Here is a 20341-nt window from a genome sequence, read left to right as displayed (position 1 = left end):
AGAAAATAATTGTCGTGAAGTCAAATAACTGACGTATAGGTAAGCTTAAAAAATTATTGCTTGTTTACTCAATATACTATTTATAAAGTACGTTAGTTGCATCAAATTAAAATAATAATAGAGAGAGATTGGGGATGTTAAAAGATATTCGCATGCATCTTGAAAAAGATGAAGATGCGCAAACTGAAATTGAAAACCAATCTTCTTTGTATATTAAACAAAACCATAAAAAAAATGTCTCCGCTTTTGCTCGCCATATACCTTCTTTAGTGGGTGATATACAAGATACCAACACGCAGAATATTGCTTTTTTCTTAAATCAAAACAGTCAATTTAATATTGTCGATTATGGAGCCGGACGTGCTTTTTATGGTTTAGATCCCGATCGAGAAGTAAAAAAACAGTTTGATGTTTTTACACAACACGCTCCTTATGTTGATATTAATCGTTCTATTTCAGAATCAACTGACCAAAATCTAGAGAGCGGTGAAAGTCTCGATCCGTTAACTTCACTGGCTAGTTACCAAAAGTATCAAACGTATAAAGCGTTGCCTACCGAGGTTAATTTACTTATCGTTTTTGGTATTGGGCTTGCTAAGCACCTATTATTGTTAGTCGAACAGCATAAAATTAACCATTTAGTCATATACGAACCAGAGCGTCAGTATTTTCAATGCTCAGCGGCTGTAGCTCAATGGCAAGACATTTTAGACATAGCGGATAAAAAAGGGACTTCTATTTACTTTCAGTTAGAAAAAGATGGTCGTGATTTAATTAGTGATATAGAAGAATTAAAAGCACATTTTTCGATAAATGAATTTTATTTTTACAAGCATTATAACCATCCCATTTTTGATGCCATTGAATTAGATTTAAAAAATAAGCCTTGGTCACGTATTATTAAGGATGGCTTTAGCTATCAATATGCTAACTATATTCAAAGTTTACCGCATTGGACACAAAGCATAAGCGTTGAAGATTATAGTTCGGTAGACCCTAATAATGATGATGTTTTCCAAAAGAATTTAACCGCGTTTAAATATTATTTTCCAGACATTCATGAAGAGTTTAAAAATTATCAACCTAAGAATTGGTTACCGATTAAAGCGGCAGATGGTGAAATAAATATAATTCAAAAAGAAACATTAATTGCTTATTACGGTAACTCACCAAAAAAAGAATCCATTTTAAATTACGAACATTTTAGTCAATACCCAAATAAAGACGGTTTAGTTTTAGGTTATACCGGCACTAAACTAAAACAATATTTGCATTACCAACTGGTTGCCTCAACAGAAAAGTTATTAAAAGAAGTAGAAGAAGATGTAGGTGATTTACCTGAAACGCTTAAGTCATTAATTATATTTGGTGTGGGTTTAGGTTATCAAATAGAGCATTTACTATCAGAAAAGAAGGTTGAAAAATTATTCTTATGCGAACCCAATAGAGACTTTTTCTATGCATCTTTATTTGCCACCGATTGGGCCGGTATTTTAGAGAAAGTTGATAAGGCAGAAGGTCGCTTATATATCAATGTTGGTGATGATGGCAGTAATTTATTTCGTGATTTATTACGCCAGTTTTACGCTGTAGGACCTTATATATTAGCGAATACCTATTTTTATCAATGCTATTATAATTCTGAACTTGTCAAAGCCGTTGCACAGTTACGTGAGCAATTACAAATTGTTATATCGATGGGCGAATATTATGATCATGCACGTTATGGTATTGCCCATACGACTGAAACGATAAATCGTCATTATCCCTTTTTAGCTAAAAACCCGGAAAAATTAATTTCATTTAACGAAAAAAACGTTCCAATATTTTTAGTGGGTAACGGGCCATCACTTGACAGTTTAATTGAGGTAATTAAAGAGTGGCGCGATCAAGCCATTGTCGTTTCATGTGGCACCGCACTCATGCCACTGTACAAAAATGGTATTACGCCTGATTACCACGCAGAAATTGAATTAAATCGTTCCACTTATGATTGGTGTTGCCGTGTAGGTGACTTTGAATATCTTAAAAACATTACACTATTATCTTGTAATGGCATTCACCCTGATACGTGTGATTTATTTAAAGATGTACTCATTGCATTTAAAGATGGTGAATCTTCGACTGTTTCTGCGCTCGAAATTTTAGGTGCCGACAACTTTGAAGAGTTGCAATATGCTTTTCCAACCGTATCTAACTTCGCTATTAACCTGTTTACTAAAATAGGTTTTAATCAAATTTACTTGATGGGTGTAGATTTAGGTTTTGTCGATAACAAAAATCATCATTCTAAACAATCAGGATATTACCAAGAAAATGGTAAAGAGATGTTTGATTATGCGGCGAAAAACAATACCTCGATTGTTATTCCAGGTAACTTTCGACCTACCGTTTTTACCAAACAAGAATTTAAAGTCTCTAAAGCGATTATCGAAGAAACGCTGGCGTCACAAAAAGTGGATTGCTTTAATTGTAGCGATGGCGCAAGAGTCATTGGTTCAATCCCATTAAAAGGGGATTTGATATTACTTACCAATAGTCATACTGATAAAACGAATGCACTTCGTTCACTTCGACATAACGTATTTAAAGATGCTGATCCAGAGCAAAACTATCAAGATCGTTTTAACGCTAAATTTCAAGCTGAAGTGCTAAAAAATGAATTAACGGTATTTATTGAAAAATCACAACAATCAATAACGTGTATTGAAGATGTAGAACGATTAATTGAAGAACAAAAAACATTGCTGTTTACCTCATATCAACACGGTAAATCGTTATTGTTTTATTTGCTGTATGGGACGGTTAACTATATAAATGCGACGTTTACAAAATGTTTAAATACGCCTGACCACCTTAATTTATGCCAGCAAGTTTTAGAAGAATGGTTATCAACATTGCAGACCATTAAAGGTGACTTTATTGATGATCCGAAAGCGTTTGATTTTTGTTCTTCTTTAACATCACAACGAGAAACTGTGTTACTTAGAAAAGCAGCCGCTAAACTGACTGCAAGCATTTATACTGAAGATCAACACAATAGTTTTACCTATTTTGAGTGCATGGTTAATAGTATTTTTTCTTTTGGGGAAGAAGACAACCCTGATACTGCTACAGAATGTGGTAAAGTATGGTTAGATTTAATTGATTATAAGTGTAGTTATAGCTTACTACATGATAGTAATAACCTTATACGTCTTAATGTTCCATTACAAAGCTTTCAATATTTAGATGAGCAATTAAATAATGAACCTCACCTTTCTTATTTTTTTTGGTTAGGCAATTTAGATGGTAATAAAGAAAGCTTATTTAATGGCGAGCATCCGTTAGTGCACATTAGACGATGTACTTTCCTCCCTAAATTTTTATTAAATAGTCACAAGGTGAAGTTGTTTTTACCTAAATATCAATTTTGTAATTCGACCTTACCTCAAAAAAAATTATACTTATCCTGTTTGATTAAATCACTATCAAATGTGAAAGGTTATGTTGAATATACGGATTATATTGCGATACCCAAAGATAGTTTTAGTCTAGAAGATATTGAGTGTGACGTTGTTGGTAATAGAGGAAGAATACGTCGCCATTCTGTCACACTGGAATCATTACTTTGGAATGATTTTTCAGAAATTCAAGCAATTAATGTATTAGATGCTATTCAATATGGTAAAAGTTGGGTCACACCTCAATAATGAATTTATGGAGATAAGTTAAATTGAATATTCCATTATTTGTATTGGCGGGAGGTTTTGGTACTCGATTAAGGAGTGTTGTTAATAATGTTCCTAAGCCTCTAGCTCCTGTTAATAACAAACCTTTCCTATATTATTTAGTTGATAATTGGCTCGAACAAGGCATTCACAAGTTTATATTTTTATTACATTATCAAGGTGATTTAATTGAAGCCTTTTTAAATGATTTAAAGTTGCATTCTCGTTTTGAATCGTGCGAATTTATTTATATTTATGAACCTAAGCCTTTGGGAACGGGTGGGGCGATTAAACATGCTTTACAAAAGCTAGCTATCCAAGATGATTTTTTTGTTGCTAATGCAGATACTTGGTTAGGTCAAGGGATTGAAGCGCTAAATGGATCATCATCGGGCACTATTGCTTCTGTTCATGTATCTGATGTGACTCGTTATGGACGATTAGAATTGCAACGTGACGTTGTTATGCAATTTGGTGAAAAAGATTTATCAGGGGGCCGCGGTTGGATAAACGCTGGGCTATATCGTTTAAATTATGATTTCTTTGTGGATACAGATACTAGTTTTTCGTTAGAAGAAAAAGTACTCAAACCAGCTGCAGAATGCCAGTTACTAAAAGCCATTAAAGTAGGAGGGGACTTTATTGATATAGGCATCCCTGAAGACTATCATCGTTTTTGTCGTTGGGTTGAAAATAAGAAAATGAGTGCATTGTGAATTTAGATCTTTTTCAAATTTCAGAATCAGCGTCGTTGAAAGATGCTTTAAAAAAAATTGAGCTTAATCATAATGGCGTTATTTTAGCAATAAATGATAAAAAGCAAATTGTAGGTTTAGCTACTGATGGTGATATTCGCAGATGTTTAATAAATAACCTTTCGCTATCGGCCCCTTTACATTTGTGCATAAATCGAGATTTTATTTGGGCAGAATCTGACGTGACACGCGAGTTTTTAATGAAAAAACTTGATCACAATATTCGTTATATCCCCTTGCTTAACTCTAATAAAGAATTAACTGGATTAGCTTCAAAAAACTGGTTGCCACCTCAAGATGAACAGCCTGTATATGCGCGCTCTCGTGCTCCTGTTCGTGTCAGTTTTGGTGGCGGAGGTTCTGATTTAACTCATTACTTCGTCAATCAAAATGGTGCTGTTATTAATAGTACTTTAGCCATATATAGTCATGCCACGTTGAGACTCAGAAGTGATACTAAAATTATTATTAATTCTAAAGATTTAGGTGAAATATTCGAAGCTGTCAACATAGAAGAGGCCATGCGACATAAAGGCAAATTTGATTTAATTATTGCATTGCTTAAAGTTGCAAACCCAAATTTTGGCTTTGAAATGTACTTGGATTCTGATTTTCCGATGAACTCTGGCTTAGGTGGCTCTGCAGTTGTATCTGCCGCTGTGTTGGGGTGCTTTAATCAATTGAGACAAGACAAATGGGATTCGCATGAATTAGCTGAATTAGCTTACCAAGCTGAACGATTGCATATGGGAGTCGCCGGTGGCTGGCAAGATCAATATGCTAGCGTATTTGGTGGTTTCAATTTTATGGAATTTAGAATGGAACAGAACATTGTCCACCCACTTAGAATTCCTGAAGATACTTTGTTAGAGTTAGAAGAAAATCTTGTTTTGTGCAATAGCAACTTGTCTCACCACTCTGGCGAAATACACAAGCACCAAAAAGAGATGATGACTCAAGACGAAGTCATAGAAAAAGTGAAAGAGAATGTTGAACTAACTTATGAAATGCGCAATAACCTACTCAGGGGACGTTTACATCAATTTGGTTTGAACTTAAATAAAGCTTGGTCGCTGAAAAAGCAGTTTAGTTCGCGTATCTCAAGCCAAGAGCTGGATAATATATATGATCAAGCTCTTTTAAATGGCGCTTTAGGTGGTAAGTTATTAGGTGCTGGTGGTGGTGGTTTTTTCCTTTTTTATGTTCCTGCATTTAAAAAATTAGAATTAATAAAAGCCTTAGAAAAAATGGGTAAGCAAGCTATTCAATTTAGATTTGAATCGGAAGGCTTGAAATCGTGGACTGTACGTGAAGAAAAGTATTAATAAATGACAAATAAATTTAATTTTAAAATCGGCCAATTTGAAATTGGTTCTAATCATACTTTTGTTATAGCGGAGATCGGAAACAACCATAATGGTTGTATTAAACGTGCAAAAGAAATGATTGACTTAGCTATTGAGATGGATGTTGATTGTGTTAAGTTTCAAATGAGGCATTTAGATCAAGTTTATAGACAAAGTTCACTTGAAAAATCAGGTGATGATTTAGGCACCGAATATGTTCTGGATCTACTTTCTCGATTTGAATTGACCCTTGAAGAACATAAAGGATTAGCTGAATATTGCCAACAAAAAGGTATTTTATATCTATGTACACCGTGGGATGAAAAGAGTATTGATGTACTTGAGTCATTTTCAGTGCTGGCTTATAAAGTTGCATCAGCTGACTTAACTAATTTACCACTAATTGATAAATTGATAAAAACGAACAAGCCGCTAATTTTATCAACTGGTATGAGTACAAATGAAGAAATCAATTGCACGGTTGATTTCTTAAATAGCAAAAATGCCCACTATGTTCTTCTACATTGTAACAGTACATACCCAGCTCCACTGCAAGATATTAATTTAGCTTGGATGGCTTCTCTTGCAAAAATACACCCTTTAGTCGGTTACTCTGGCCATGAAAGAGGGACTGCTGTGTCCCTCGCCGCTGTTGCGCTTGGTGCTAAAGTGGTTGAGCGTCACTTTACTCTTGATCGGAATATGGAAGGTCCTGATCATGCAGCGAGCTTGGAGCCAACTGAGTTCTCAGCGCTTTTAAAAGGTATTCGTGAAATAGAGCAAAGCTTAGGAGACGCAAAGCATCGTCAGTTATCTCAAGGCGAAATGATTAACCGAGAAAACTTAGGCAAGAGCTTAGTTTCAACTAGAGTTCTTAAAAAAGGAACTCGCCTTACCGGGGAGCATATTAAAGTGAGAAGCCCTGGTCAGGGGTTATCACCACAAATGTACGAGGCACTTTTAGGTAAGGTTCTGCAACGTGATGTGGAAGAGGAAGGCTTCTTTTTTGCAACGGATTTGACTGAAGAGGTGGTAACGCCACAAACGTATCGTTTTAGTCGACCTTGGGGGGTGCCTGTTCGGTATCATGATTTTTCAGAATACAATCAAATGATTAAACCTGATGTATTTGAATTTCATTTATCGTACTCTGATATGGATTTGCCATTAGCTGATTATTTTTCAGGTACTTATGCTTGCGATTTTGTGGTTCATGCACCAGAGCTATTCTCAAACAGTCGACTAATGGACCTTGCATCACAAGCTGAAGACTATCGTACTGAGTCGATAAAAGAAACTCAGCGAGTTATCGATATTACCAGAGCACTTAAGAAATTCTTCCCTAAAACCGAAAAGCCGCTAATAGTCGCTAATATTGGTGGTTTCTCTATGGATGAACCCATGGAGGTTGAGCAAAGAGCGCTTTATTATCAAACATTCGAAGATAGCTTGAGTCAGTTAGATTTAGAAGGTGTTGAATTAATTCCACAAACGATGGCTCCGTTTCCGTGGCACTTTGGTGGACAACGTTATCAGAATATATTTGTGCATATTGATGAGATAATAGAATGGTGCGACAAGCTAAACTTGAGGATGTGCTTTGATATTTCTCATACACGTTTAACTTGTAACCATTTTGGCTTAGATTTTTATGAGTTTGCCCGTAAAATTGCGCCTATTTCTGCTCATTTACATCTAGGTGATGCATTAGGTGTAAACGGTGAAGGTTTGCAAATAGGTGACGGTGATATCGACTTTACTTTGCTTTGTGATATTTTGAAGCAAGGTTGCCCTAATGCTTCATTTATCCCTGAAATTTGGCAAGGCCATAAGAATGGCGGTGAAGGTTTTTGGGTTGGTTTAAATAGATTAAATAACTTACTTTAGCCGTGAATTTCTAGAAAAAATTAAATTAGTTTCTTCTCAGGCCGATATGTAATTAGTAGATTTTAAAGGATTATTGACGTTCATGAGCTCATATTTTATAGGCACAATGCAAGGGCGTTTATTGCCTAAGTATAAAGGGCGCTATCAAGCTCACCCTGTTAATTATTGGCAAGATGAATTTGAAGTGGCCAAGTCAGTCGGCATAAATGGGATCGAGTTCATTTTAGATTTTAATGACGTAGACTTAAACCCGTTGATGAATGATGTTGGTGTAAACGCGATCAATCAAATCGTCAATGATACCGGTGTGGCGGTTAAAACGATATGTGCCGATTATTTTATGGAAGCACCTTTGCATGTTGCTGATATAGCTTCAGCAAAAAGAAGCTTCAACGTTTTAAAAAAGCTAATTACTAATGCGGTGAAATTACAGGTTACGGACATTGTTATTCCTTGTGTAGATCAGTCTTCTCTCACAAGCTTTGAAGATAAAGAGCGGTTTGTTGCCGCTATTCAACAGTTCTTACCTCTCCTTGAAAAACATAAAATTAATTTATCACTAGAAACTGATTTACCCCCAAAGGCGTTTAAATCTTTATTAATGGCGATTAACTCGCCCTTTGTCACGGTTAACTATGATATTGGTAATAGCGCTGCTTTAGGTTTCGATCCAGAAGAAGAGCTCGCTTGCTATGGCGAAAAAATATCTGACATTCATATCAAAGATCGTGTATTGAACTCTGGCCCTGTTGAGTTGGGTAAAGGTGATGCTCAGTTTGAGCGTTTTTTTAACGCGCTTAAAAAGTTTAATTACTCTGGCCCTTTTATTATGCAGGCTTACAGAGATGATGAAGGGCTTGCGATTTTTAAATCACAACTTGCTTGGGTAAAGCCTTATTTGGATGCCATATATGAGTGATGTTATTGCTATTATTCCTGCTCGTTCAGGATCTAAGTCGGTCATTGATAAAAACATCTTACCATTGAATGGTTATCCTCTCATTGCGTATAGTATTGCTGCTGCTAAATCTACACCGGGTATTTCACGTGTTCTTGTTTCGACTGATTCTGAAAAATATGCTGAAATCGCACGTTTTTGGGGTGCTGAAGTGCCTTTTATACGTCCTGACGCTTTTTCTACGGATGAGTCGACAGATCGTGACTTTTTAATTCATGCAATGCAATGGTTATTAGAACACGAGGGAAATTGTCCGGAATATTGGGTGCATTTAAGACCAACAACGCCCTTAAGAGATTCTAAATACATAGAGACAGCAATATCGACTATTCAGAAAAGTGAGGGCGCAACGTCTCTTCGTTCTGCTCATAAAGCCCCTGAATCGCCTTTGAAATGGTTTGTCAAAAATGATGATGGCTGTTTTACCGGGCTGACCAACAATACAGATGGAGTTGAAAGATTTAACTTACCCAAAGAAGCGTTTCAACAAGTTTATATTCCTGATGGATATGTAGATATCGTCCGCTCATCCCACGTATTAAATCAACAATCTATTCATGGCGAATATATGTTGGGCTTTGAAAGCCCTGTTTGTACCGAAGTTGACTCCGCTGAAGAATTTGAATATATCGAATACCAAATAAGTAAACAGCCGTTAGTAGAACTACAGCGCTATTTGCACAATCAAAAAATTAAATAGAGGTTAATATGGCTGGTGGTGGCTTTTCACACGACCCAATCGTGGTTGAAAAAATAAATACGCGTTATCGTAAAATAGTAACCGCAATTCCAGTTCCCGAGAGTATCCCTTTACTGCATAGTATGTATAAAGTTGAATCTCATTCAATGCATGGACAAATGCCTATCATTTGGGACAAAGCTGAAAATTTTCAAGTGCATGATCGATGGGGTAATGTGTGGATTGATTTTACGAGTACTATATTTGTTGCTAACGCAGGTCATGCAAACCCTAGAATTAAAGCTGCACTACAAAAAGTAATAGAAAAGCCATTGCTTCATACATATACCTATGCCAGCCAAGAACGGATTGATTATTTAAATTACTTAATAGAACAAACTCCGACTCAATTCGAAAAATCATTTTTACTTTCTGCTGGCACTGAAGCGACGGAAGTTGCGTTAAAGTTGATGCGTTTAGAAGGTCAAAAACGTGGTAAAAGAAAGCAAGGCATTGTTTGTTTTGATGGTGCTTTTCATGGGCGTACTTTAGGGGCTCAAATGATGACTGGTAGTGCGGGGGCTCGAGAATGGATAGGCTATCAAGATCCGAATATTCATCATCTACCTTTTCCTTACCCTTGGTTAACGCCTGTAAAAGAAGACTCTAAAGCGTTCTTTAAAACTGAATTGTATAAAATGTGCAGTGCACAAAACATCGATCCTGAGCATGATATATGTGGTTTTATGCTTGAGACATTCCAAGGGTGGGGAGCCGTTTTTTACCCAGTAGAATTTGTACAAGCACTTGATGAATTCGCAAAAGAAAATCAGATCTTGATTGCTTTTGACGAAATGCAAGCTGGATTTGGGCGCACTGGTGAGTTGTTTGGATATATGCATTATAACATTGAGCCTGATTTATTATGCTGTGGTAAAGGTGCAAGCTCTGGATTACCATTAGCAATTGTATTAGGTTCTGCTGATGTAATGGATTTACCGGACATTGGCTCGATGAGCTCTACACACTCTGCCAATCCTCTGTGTTGTGTTGCGGGACACGCTAATTTAGAAGCGTTAATTGAAGACGGGCTTATTGATAATTCCAAAGCGTTAGGCTTAGTTTTCCACAGAGAATTAGATAAATTAAAAGCTAAATACCCTGAACACCTTAAACACATATTTGGCAAAGGCTTACTAGCGGCTCTTGTGTTCCAAGATAAGAATGGTAAGCCATTAAGCGAATTGTGTGATGTGATTTGTGAAAAAGCATTACAAAAAGGGTTGTTATTGGTTCATACCGGACGAGAATCTATAAAGTTAGCCCCACCTTTAAGTATAAATGAAGATGCTTTATTGGAAGGAGTAATGGTTTTAGATGAGTGCATTGAACAAGCGTTATGTGAGTTAGCGAAAGTTAAAGCTGAGGACGTTAAAAATCATGTTTGTTAATGCTCGACATACCGGTATCGTTGTGAATAACATAGAAAACTCTGTTGATTTTTATCAACGATTAGGTTTTGTCATTGAAAATCAAGATATCGAAATCGGGACTTTTATTGATCAAGTAACAGGGTATAAAAACGCAAAATTAGAATGGGTAAAATTAAGATTAGGAGATGGTTTTTTACTTGAATTATTAAAATACCACTCTCATCCCGCTGATATTGTTGAAGGAAATGCACCCGCAAATAAACAAGGCTGCTCGCATATTGCTTTTAGTGTTTTAGATAGTCAACTTGCGTGTGACCTCATTCTCGCTTTAGGCGGAAGTCTTGTTAATCAGCCCGCATTAGCCCCGAATGGAAAAGTTAAAGTGGCTTACTGCTATGATCCAGAAGGTGTACTTTTAGAAATTGTAGAGGAAATAAAATGAGCCGGTACATCTCTGTCGTATATGATGAAAGCGAGAGACCTTATACTGAATATCCTGCAAAATTATGCAATTATATAGCTCAAATATTCCAATTAAAGCCTGGGATGAAGTTACTCGAACCCGGTTGCGGAAGAGGCGATTTTATTAAAGCGTTTCAGCAAATAGGCTTAGATGTAACAGGTGTTGATATATGTAGTGAATCGCTAAATTATGCAACTGACTATGATGTGGCTATTTGCGATGTAGAGCAAGATAAACTGCCTTTTGAGGATGATTTTTTTGATGTGATCTATAGTAAATCATTCATTGAGCATCTCCATTCCCCAGAAAAATATTTAGCAGAGGCTTACCGAGTATTAAAGCCTGGGGGAATTCTGATAACATTGGTTCCTGATTGGGAATCAAACTATAAAACATATTTTGATGATTTTACCCATCGAACACCATTCACAATTGTTTCATTAAAAGATGCTTATAAAATATTTGGTTTTGATGAAATTAATGTATTCAAATTTAGGCAGTTACCCATTGTTTGGCGTTATCCTTTCTTAAACTATTTTTGCGCTTTTATATCGCCATTTATTCCGGTCAGAGTCAAAAATAAATTTTTGAGATGGTCTAGGGAGCTTATGTTAGTTGGTGTGGGATATAAATCAAAGGATAGATAATTGAACTTAAACTTAACAAACAAAGTCGCTTTAATAACGGGGGCCTCTTGTGGGATTGGTGCTTCTATTGCTGAGAGTTTTCTTGAAGAAGGCGCTAAAGTTATTTTGGTCTCAAGAGGCTCTGATAAATTATATAACTTAGCGCATGATTTAAAAGTTAAATTTGGTGAAAACCATGTTGCTGTATATAAGTGTGATTGTTCTAAGGTTGATGAGCTTGCATTATTAAACAGAGTCATTAGCAAAGAAATTGGTGATATTGATATTGTGGTTGCTAATGTGGGTGATGGAAAAAGTGTTCCAGATGCTTTACCTAATTTGACCCAATGGAGCATTACTTGGCAGAAAAACTTCGAATCGTCTTTGTTTACAGTAAATGAATTTTTACCCGTTTTAAGAAAAACTAAAGGGTGTATTCTCTTTATTTCATCAATTGCTGGGGTTGAAGCTTTTGGCGCACCAGTTGATTATTCCACTGCTAAATCAGCTATAGTGGCTTTATCAAAAAATATGGCTAGAAAATTAGCTTGTGAATCAGTCCGAGTTAATACGGTATTACCGGGTAACATTTTATTTCCAGATGGTAGTTGGGATAAAAAAATGGCTGATAATCCTGAAAAAATAAATAGTATGATTGAGTCTACAGTGCCTATGAATCGATTTGGTGCACCTGCCGAAGTAGCCGGTATTTGCACATTTTTGTGTTCGAATAAGGCTTCATTTATAACTGGAAGCTCAATTGTAGTAGATGGCGGGCAAACAATGGGAGTTTATTAAGGTGTCGGATAATTTAGATAGCCTGTTTCGTTTAGATGGAAAAGTAATTGTGATTACTGGTGCTGCAGGGTTACTAGGTCAAATGCATGCTGAAGCAATTGCAGCATACGGTGGCACTCCTATACTTTTAGATTTAAATTTTAATGCGGTACAATTATTAGCCGATAGTTTGAATCAGAAATATGATATAAATTGTAAAGGCTATCAGGTTGATATAACCGATGAAACACAAGTCAAAAATAATGCTAATCAAGTTAAACTTGATTTCGGTTGTATAAATGGCTTAATTAATAATGCGGCAAATAACCCTAAAGTTGAAACGGATAACAGTGAAAATTTCTCTCGGTTAGAAAATTTCCCAATTAATATTTGGGAGCAAGATATTGCCGTTGGATTAACCGGTGCCTTCAATTGCGCTAAATATTACGGCGTGTTTATCAGTGAAAATATAGATGGTGGTTCTATTGTTAATATTTCTTCAGACCTAGGGCTTATCGCGCCAGATCAAAGGCTATATGCTGATCCAAATAAACCCAAGCATTTACAATCGGTTAAACCTGTCACTTATTCAGTTGTTAAAGCTGGGTTAATCGGCCTAACACGATATTTAGCTACTTATTGGGCTGAAGACGGTGTTCGTTGTAATGCAATGTGCCCTGGCGGTATTGAAAATGGGCAACCAAGCGAGTTTATTGATAAAGTGTCAAATCTTATCCCTTTAAAGAGAATGGCTAAAGCAAATGAATATCAGGGTACATTAATATGGATGTTAAGTGATGCTTCGAGCTATTTGAACGGTTCTATAGTTCCTGTAGAAGGCGGTAGAAGTGTTTGGTGAGTATAATTTTATTTAAAGAACAATACATTATGGCCGATAATAAAGTAACACTGGTTGGCTTTCACATTTGATTGCAGGATAATAAGAGATATTTAAATGGCGATTAAGCAGAATCTATATGATCCAAACCCTAATCCTTTTGATAAAAATAAAATAGAAGACAAAAAAGAAGATACAAAAGAAGATGCAGGACAACAAGATCTAAGGAATCCCGGATTTGCGGTTGATTCTTATGACCCTGAAATGGATAAACAACAATATTCTGTTGATGAATCAAAGCGCAAAAGTGATCCTAATCTTAGAATTAAAATTAATTACGAAGGGGATAGCTTTAGAGCAACAAAAGGCCCTAGAGAGTATTCACTTAAATCTCTTAAACAAAATGAAAAAAGAGCACGTGTATTATTTGTGACCATGGATCAATATGATCAAATGCCAAATTTTACATCGGGACCTGCCTATTTAGCTGCTGTTCTTGAACAAAATGATTACTATGTAGAGGTTTTTCATGGAACTTGTTATCACCTTGGACCAAAAGACTTAGAGAAGTTCCTGCTTGAAAGAGAGCCGTTTGATTTTATTGGTATAGGTTACTTATCAAATTATATACATGATTGTATAGAACATTGTAAAGCTATCCGTGCTGTTTCGCCGCACTCAAAAATTATTTTAGGGGGAAATGGTTTTACTCCTTTACCTGGCTTTTATTTAGCTAAAACAGGGGCCGATTACGGTATTTCTGGTGAAGCAGAAAACTCAATGCTTAATTTATTAAACGCACTTGTTTGTGGTGAAGATATTCATGATTTACCTTCAATATCTTTTAGAGATGGTAATGAAATATTTGTGAGTAAAAAACGAGAGCCCGTTCCTGATATTAAGACCATTCCTTGGCCTGCCTATCATTTATATCCAATTGAAAAATACGTTCAATATCAAAATACGGGTTACCACAAGGGACGTAATTTTTTCGTTATATTATCTAGTCGCGGCTGCCCTTATGTATGTAATTTTTGTTATAGGCTAGAAACGGGTCATCGACATCGCCCATTTGATGATTTTCTAGGGGAAATGCACCTCTTAAATGATCGTTACAATGTCACTGATTTTGGGTTTTCAGATGAATTATTTATGACCAGTAAATCCCATGTTAGGCAATTTTGTGAAAACATGATCAAAGCTATGGATTCAGGCGATATACCAAGGGTTACTTGGGCAACAACAGGGCGTTTTAATATTGTTGATCAAGATATAGCTGAAATAATGGCCGCTGCAGGTTGCCGTCAAATTTTATATGGGCTGGAATCAGGTGATACAAAAGCGCTTGAATTGATGAATAAAAAGACAAGTGAAGAAATGATCAGGGAAGGTGTTCGGTTTACACAAGAAGCAGGTATGGATGTGTCGCTTCCTTGCATGTTTGGGAATATCGGGGAAACTGAAGAGTCTATTAAAAAGACTGTTAAAATCTTATTGGATTGTAAACCTGATGAGTATCGCTTGTTGCGACCGGTAACCCCATATCCCGGTTCCCCTCTTTATGAATATGCATTAAAAAATGGGCTGTTGAGAGATCATGAAGACTTTTTCCAACTTTCTCGAAACCCCGATTTAATGACTGTAAATTTCACCGAAATGAACAACGATACTTTTTATAAGTCTTTATATGATGCAAATGAAGAGCTAATCACCGCTTATCATAAAGAAATGGTTGAACAAGAAAAAAGTATTTTTAAGAACATGTATTTCAAAGACGATGATGCTAATTTTGTTCCTCACACTCAAGGAATTAGAGGTGCATAAGGCTGATACAATTAGGTTGATACTTATATGGAATTAACGGATAACAAACATGTTAATTTAACTGCATATGAAGATGTTGAATTATTAACTAATTTTACTGAAGCTCGTTTTCAATCCTATTGTGATGATAAATTAGCTAGCTGTGATAAGCATATTACTTTTATTAAAGAACGCTGCATTACTACTCAGTGGTCAGGACGTGTATGTGAGATCGGTTCAGGTAATAGTAAATTATTATATAAACTTGAAAAAGAAGGCTTAGTTACAGAGGCATTAGGTATTGAAATTAGTCAATCTCGCTATGATTTTGCTGAAAAATTTAGGCTTTATATTGAAAGTGTCAAAGTAACTAACATTAATAAAAACTTATTTGATATTAAACCTTTAAGTAATCTTGACTTGATCATGGGGGTTGATATTGTTTTGCAACTGATCGCTCCTATTAGTCAATCTGCACAAAGCGATACTCTTAAGTGGTGTTATGATTCATTAAGTGATGGTGGATTCTTAATTCTTGAATTATGGGACTTTAAAAATGTGAAAGAGCAACTAGAACTGTGCAATGGTCAATTAAATACATGGAAAGAGTTCCCTGATTCAGACCCTTTTGAGTATATTTTATGTGATGTCACAGTTGATTCTACAAATGATCTGGTTTGGAATAAGACTTTTTTAAAGCGGAATTCAAATGAACGATCATGTTTTAAGAATATCCTAAGACCGTACTCTCGTGAAACTATTACACAGCTATTAACCAATATGGGTTTTCGTTCAATTCAAATTTTTGATTCATGGTGTGTAGGTGCTGCTGTTGATGATCATGGTGAATATATCGTACTAGCTCAAAAGTGATACGATAAATAATAGAGCGAGCAATGAATATACCAATCAATCAAATCAAAACAGTTTGTCAGTATCTTAATCAGCCGGTTAATTATGATAGGTTTATATCTGAATTAAATAATAAAAAAAAATTAATAAATAAACAAAAAGCTGAGTCATATAATGGAACTCGATTAATTGCGATTTATGACTTTGCTGAGCTGCCATATACATCTGATATTGCTGTATTTATTATAAATGCGGAAGTTGAGCGTCGTCGTTTAGGCTTGCATAAAATTGATATTATATTGGTTACGGATGAAGTTTATCCCGCTAACCCTCACTACGAAAGTCGTATTAATCAGTCAAATTACAAACAGCTTATACATAATTTAGCGCTTGAATATACTAAATTATTCGATTTTATTGGTTCGGTATTATTATTAGATAATCGAAATCAGGCGATCACGGTAATAAAAGCATTAGAAAAAACCAATGTACTATTTCCCATTGATTATAACCCTTCTCAACCATTTGAAAGGCAGCTGGGTTTAGTACGTCCTCTTAGCTACCAAGTGTTATCTTTTACTCATTTTTCCGAACAAGATCTTAGCTATAATTGCCTGAAAGCACCCAATGGGCAAGTTCAACTTGCTAGGAGATGGTTAAAAAAGTACGCTAAACCTCGTATTCCTATCACGATCACATTGAGAGAAACGACCATTGATAGCAGTCGTAATAGTAATATATCGGCATGGCAGGCGTTAGTTACCTCGTATGAAAAGCAAGATGAGTTTATTTTTATTATTCTGACCGATTTTTATTCACTGTATGATGCAGATGCTATCACGGGTAAAAATGTTATCTACTGTAATGAAGCTGTTGGTAATCTTGCTTTTCGAGCTGCTTTACATCAAGAAGCTACTCTTAATTTATTTGTATCGAATGGTGTTAATGTTGTTTCCATCTTTTCAAATAAAACAGCGTATATTAATTTTAAAATTATAACTGATGATGCATTTGTTGCGTCGGCTGATTTTTTAGAAAAAACCAATCGATTAACGTTAGGTGACAACTGGCATGGTGCTACAAAATATCAAAAATATGTTTGGCAAGAAGATTCTTTTGAAATTTTAAAACAAGAAACTGATCACATGCTGAATCTTTTAAAAGAAGATAATAAGTTGGTGCCTAATTTCTATAAACCTAATTATCAAGATCAACCGGATCCCCAAAATAGTTGCTCTACATTAACATCTCAGAAAAGCTTAATAAGTGAACGTGTTAGCCTTAATGTGATATTAGGGGTTTACTCGTTTTTTAAGGTTTATAAGTGGATCCGAAAATATCTGTATGTAAATATTTTAGGCATATATCCATATGCTGATTTGAATGATATTAAGATCAGAAAAGGTACTCGATTAGCCTTTTATGGTGCAGGTTCCATAACAAGAGATATCCTGCCGGCATATATTAAAAATACTGAATGCATATTCGATAATAAAAATGAATTAAACAGAACATTAAATGGTATTCGAGTATTACATTCCGATAGCATTCACAATATTGATTTTGATTATCTTGTCGTTACGCCTAAATATAGAGAAGTTCAAATCATTGAAGAGTTGCAAGAAAAATTTAGCGTAGATAAAACTAAATTTGTTGTTGTTAATAAATCGGTTTTTTATTGAACTGCCAATATTGATTTGCGTTAACTAACTCCCTTTTTGGAAAATTAGAATGAAAAAAGTTTACGTTGGCATGAGTGCTGACTTGATCCACCCTGGCCACCTTAATATTTTAAAAGAAGCGGCTAAATTAGGCGAAGTAACAGTGGGTTTATTAACAGATAAAGCGATTGCGAGTTATAAACGAGTTCCATTTATGACGTTTGAGCAGCGCTTGTTGGTTATTGAACAAATCAAAGGGGTTTCGAAAGTTATCCCTCAAACCACTTTAGATTATGTGCCAAATTTAGAATTGCTAAAGCCTGACTATGTTGTTCATGGTGATGATTGGCGTGAAGGCGTGCAACAAAAAACGCGTCAAAAAGTGATTGATAGCCTTGCTCAATGGGGAGGCGAGTTAATTGAAGTGCCTTACACCCAAGGTATTTCGTCAACTCAATTGCATAAAGCAATGAAAGAGATTGGTACAACGCCACAAATCCGTTTAAAGTCTTTAAAGCGTTTATTAGCTGCTAAGCCTATTGTACGTTTTTTAGATATTCATAATGCGTTGTCAGGCTTGATTATTGAGAATACTCGGGTTGATACACCAGAAGGGCCAAAAGAATTTGATGGCATGTGGGGCAGCAGCTTAACGGACTCAACCGCAAAAGGTAAACCCGATATTGAAGCAGTAGATGTATCATCTCGTATGGGCACGTTAAATGAAGTGTTAGAAGTAACGACTAAACCAATTATTTATGACGCAGATACCGGCGGTAAAACCGAGCATTTTGTTTTTACCGTTAAAACACTCGAAAGACTAGGTGTATCAGCGGTGATTATTGAAGATAAAACAGGTCTTAAAAAGAACTCTTTATTTGGGACTGATGTTGCTCAAACTCAGGATAGTATCGAAGCCTTTAGTCAAAAAATAATCGCCGGTAAAAACGCGCAAGCCACAAATGATTTTATGATCATTGCCCGTATAGAAAGCTTAATTTTGGGTAAAGGCATCGATGATGCGATGGCACGAGCTGAAGCATTTTTAGAAGCTGGTGCTGATGGTATTATGATCCACAGTCGAGAAAAATCACCCGATGAAATATTTGAATTCTGCCGGCGTTACAATCAACTTGCAAACAGAAAAACATTAGTCGCCGTACCTTCGAGCTATAACTCTGTTTATGAATCAGAACTCATTGAAAACGGTGTGAATGTTGTCATCTATGCTAATCAGTTATTACGTAGCGCTTACCCTGCTATGTGTAATACGGCTGAATCTATTTTGCGAGAAGGGCGAAGCAAAGAAGTGGATGGGAAAATGATGCCTCTTAAGCAAATTCTTGAATTGATACCAGGCGGGAAATAATGATATCGCCTGCTAAATTTTGCCAACAATTAGATACTTTAGGTTTACGTTTTTTTACCGGGGTGCCTGATTCGTTACTTAAATCGCTTTGCGCTTATATTGATAATGAATACCCAAAATCGAGCCATGTTATTACGGCAAACGAAGGTAATGCCATTTCATTGGCTTGTGGCCATTACTTGGGCTCTGGTAAACCCGCTGTGGTTTACATGCAAAACTCAGGTTTGGGTAACGCTGTCAATCCTCTTGCATCGTTAGCAGACGAAGCTGTTTATAGTATACCTATGTTATTAGTTATTGGTTGGCGAGGTGAGGCGGGCGTTAAAGATGAGCCACAGCATGTTAAGCAAGGTGTTATAACGGAAGAGCAACTGGCCTTATTAGACATTGATTATATGATTATTGATCAAAGTTCAAACCTTTATTTATCTTTGCCAGCATTAATTAATAAAATGCATCATTTGAATAAACCTGTCGCGCTACTGGTCAAAAAAGGAACATTTTCTGACGTGAAAGCGCTACAACAACCTCATCAATATACGTTAAACAGAGAACAAATACTGGAAACATTGCTTGATTTAATTCCATCGGATGGGCTTGTTGTTTCTACAACGGGTAAAACATCGCGAGAGGTTTTTGAATTAAGACGAGCTAAAAAACAACCCAATAATGATTTTTTAACGGTTGGGGCGATGGGGCATACGGCATCTATTGCAATGGGTGTTGCTAAAGCGCAACCCGATAAAAAAGTATTTGCATTAGATGGTGATGGTTCATTATTAATGCATATGGGGGCGATGCCTGTTATTGCGCAACAAGGTTTAAATAACTTAACACATGTCGTGTTAAATAATGGTTGCCATGAATCTGTTGGTGGTCAGCTAACCGTTGCTAATGAAATTAATATTGTGGCAATAGCTAATGCTTGCGGATATAAAACGGCTACTTGTATTGAAACGCTAGCTGATTTAATTAACGCTTGGCCTATAGTGACTCAAGCGGGTACTCATTTAATAGAAATTAAAATTAATGCAGGTTCGCGATCAGATTTAGGGCGACCAACGAATTCACCTATCGAAAATAAAAAAGCATTTATGCAGCACGCGTTGAACTAAATTGACTACCATACGCTTGTAGGCAGAGAATCTATCACCGTCAAAAGTAATCTAGCGCCCATATATAGG

16 protein-coding genes are annotated in these 20341 nt (G+C 36.0%); all 16 read left to right on the top strand.

The window, feature by feature from the left end:
* The first annotated feature begins 134 nt into the window (after nucleotides 1-134).
* Nucleotides 135-3692, top strand: a complete 3558-nt coding sequence (locus DPX34_RS00955; protein ID WP_111976536.1) for a 6-hydroxymethylpterin diphosphokinase MptE-like protein — start codon at nucleotides 135-137, stop codon at nucleotides 3690-3692.
* 23 nt (nucleotides 3693-3715) lie between these two features.
* Nucleotides 3716-4426: a sugar phosphate nucleotidyltransferase gene (locus DPX34_RS00950; protein ID WP_111976535.1), complete on the top strand. Its 711-nt coding sequence runs from the start codon at nucleotides 3716-3718 to the stop codon at nucleotides 4424-4426.
* Nucleotides 4423-5790 carry a GHMP family kinase ATP-binding protein gene (locus DPX34_RS00945; RefSeq protein WP_111976534.1) on the top strand — a complete coding sequence of 456 codons (1368 nt, stop codon included), beginning with the start codon at nucleotides 4423-4425 and terminating at the stop codon, nucleotides 5788-5790. The genes DPX34_RS00950 and DPX34_RS00945 overlap by 4 nt, the downstream gene beginning before the upstream one ends.
* A 3-nt stretch (nucleotides 5791-5793) precedes the next feature.
* On the top strand, nucleotides 5794-7698 hold the full coding sequence (locus DPX34_RS00940) for an N-acetylneuraminate synthase family protein (RefSeq protein ID WP_111976533.1): 1905 nt from the start codon (nucleotides 5794-5796) through the stop codon (nucleotides 7696-7698).
* 82 nt (nucleotides 7699-7780) lie between these two features.
* Entirely contained in the window at nucleotides 7781-8617 is an 837-nt protein-coding gene (locus DPX34_RS00935) for a sugar phosphate isomerase/epimerase family protein (RefSeq protein ID WP_198673593.1), read from the top strand.
* Nucleotides 8610-9356: an acylneuraminate cytidylyltransferase family protein gene (locus DPX34_RS00930; protein ID WP_111976532.1), complete on the top strand. Its 747-nt coding sequence runs from the start codon at nucleotides 8610-8612 to the stop codon at nucleotides 9354-9356. Before DPX34_RS00935 ends, DPX34_RS00930 begins: the two co-directional genes overlap by 8 nt.
* 8 nt (nucleotides 9357-9364) lie before the next feature.
* Complete coding sequence (locus tag DPX34_RS00925; protein ID WP_111976531.1) at nucleotides 9365-10786, top strand: aspartate aminotransferase family protein; 1422 nt, start codon at nucleotides 9365-9367, stop codon at nucleotides 10784-10786.
* On the top strand, nucleotides 10776-11210 hold the full coding sequence (locus tag DPX34_RS00920) for a VOC family protein (protein WP_111976530.1): 435 nt from the start codon (nucleotides 10776-10778) through the stop codon (nucleotides 11208-11210). Before DPX34_RS00925 ends, DPX34_RS00920 begins: the two co-directional genes overlap by 11 nt.
* A complete protein-coding gene (locus DPX34_RS00915; protein ID WP_111976529.1) occupies nucleotides 11207-11878 on the top strand; it encodes a class I SAM-dependent methyltransferase in 672 nt (223 codons plus the stop codon). The genes DPX34_RS00920 and DPX34_RS00915 overlap by 4 nt, the downstream gene beginning before the upstream one ends.
* Nucleotides 11879-12655, top strand: a complete 777-nt coding sequence (locus tag DPX34_RS00910; protein WP_111976528.1) for an SDR family NAD(P)-dependent oxidoreductase — start codon at nucleotides 11879-11881, stop codon at nucleotides 12653-12655. It begins immediately after the preceding gene.
* Nucleotide 12656: 1 nt separating this feature from the next.
* Entirely contained in the window at nucleotides 12657-13493 is an 837-nt protein-coding gene (locus DPX34_RS00905) for an SDR family oxidoreductase (RefSeq protein ID WP_198673592.1), read from the top strand.
* A gap of 96 nt (nucleotides 13494-13589) precedes the next feature.
* Nucleotides 13590-15296 (top strand): B12-binding domain-containing radical SAM protein, encoded by a 1707-nt coding sequence (locus DPX34_RS00900; RefSeq protein WP_111976526.1) that lies wholly within the window; start codon nucleotides 13590-13592, stop codon nucleotides 15294-15296.
* A 27-nt stretch (nucleotides 15297-15323) separates the two neighbouring features.
* Entirely contained in the window at nucleotides 15324-16148 is an 825-nt protein-coding gene (locus DPX34_RS00895) for a class I SAM-dependent methyltransferase (RefSeq protein WP_111976525.1), read from the top strand.
* A 23-nt stretch (nucleotides 16149-16171) separates the two neighbouring features.
* On the top strand, nucleotides 16172-17809 hold the full coding sequence (locus tag DPX34_RS00890) for a hypothetical protein (protein ID WP_111976524.1): 1638 nt from the start codon (nucleotides 16172-16174) through the stop codon (nucleotides 17807-17809).
* Between the two features lie 49 nt (nucleotides 17810-17858).
* Entirely contained in the window at nucleotides 17859-19157 is a 1299-nt protein-coding gene (gene aepX / locus DPX34_RS00885; protein WP_111976523.1) for a phosphoenolpyruvate mutase, read from the top strand.
* Nucleotides 19157-20272 carry a phosphonopyruvate decarboxylase gene (gene aepY / locus DPX34_RS00880; protein ID WP_111976522.1) on the top strand — a complete coding sequence of 372 codons (1116 nt, stop codon included), beginning with the start codon at nucleotides 19157-19159 and terminating at the stop codon, nucleotides 20270-20272. Before aepX ends, aepY begins: the two co-directional genes overlap by 1 nt.
* The last annotated feature ends 69 nt before the right edge of the window (nucleotides 20273-20341 follow it).

It is taken from the genome of Algibacillus agarilyticus (assembly GCF_003286125.1).
In the GTDB taxonomy this organism is placed as follows: domain Bacteria; phylum Pseudomonadota; class Gammaproteobacteria; order Enterobacterales; family Alteromonadaceae; genus Algibacillus; species Algibacillus agarilyticus.
Note: the sequence above shows the minus strand (reverse complement) of the source record. Positions and strands in the feature narration are given on the sequence as shown.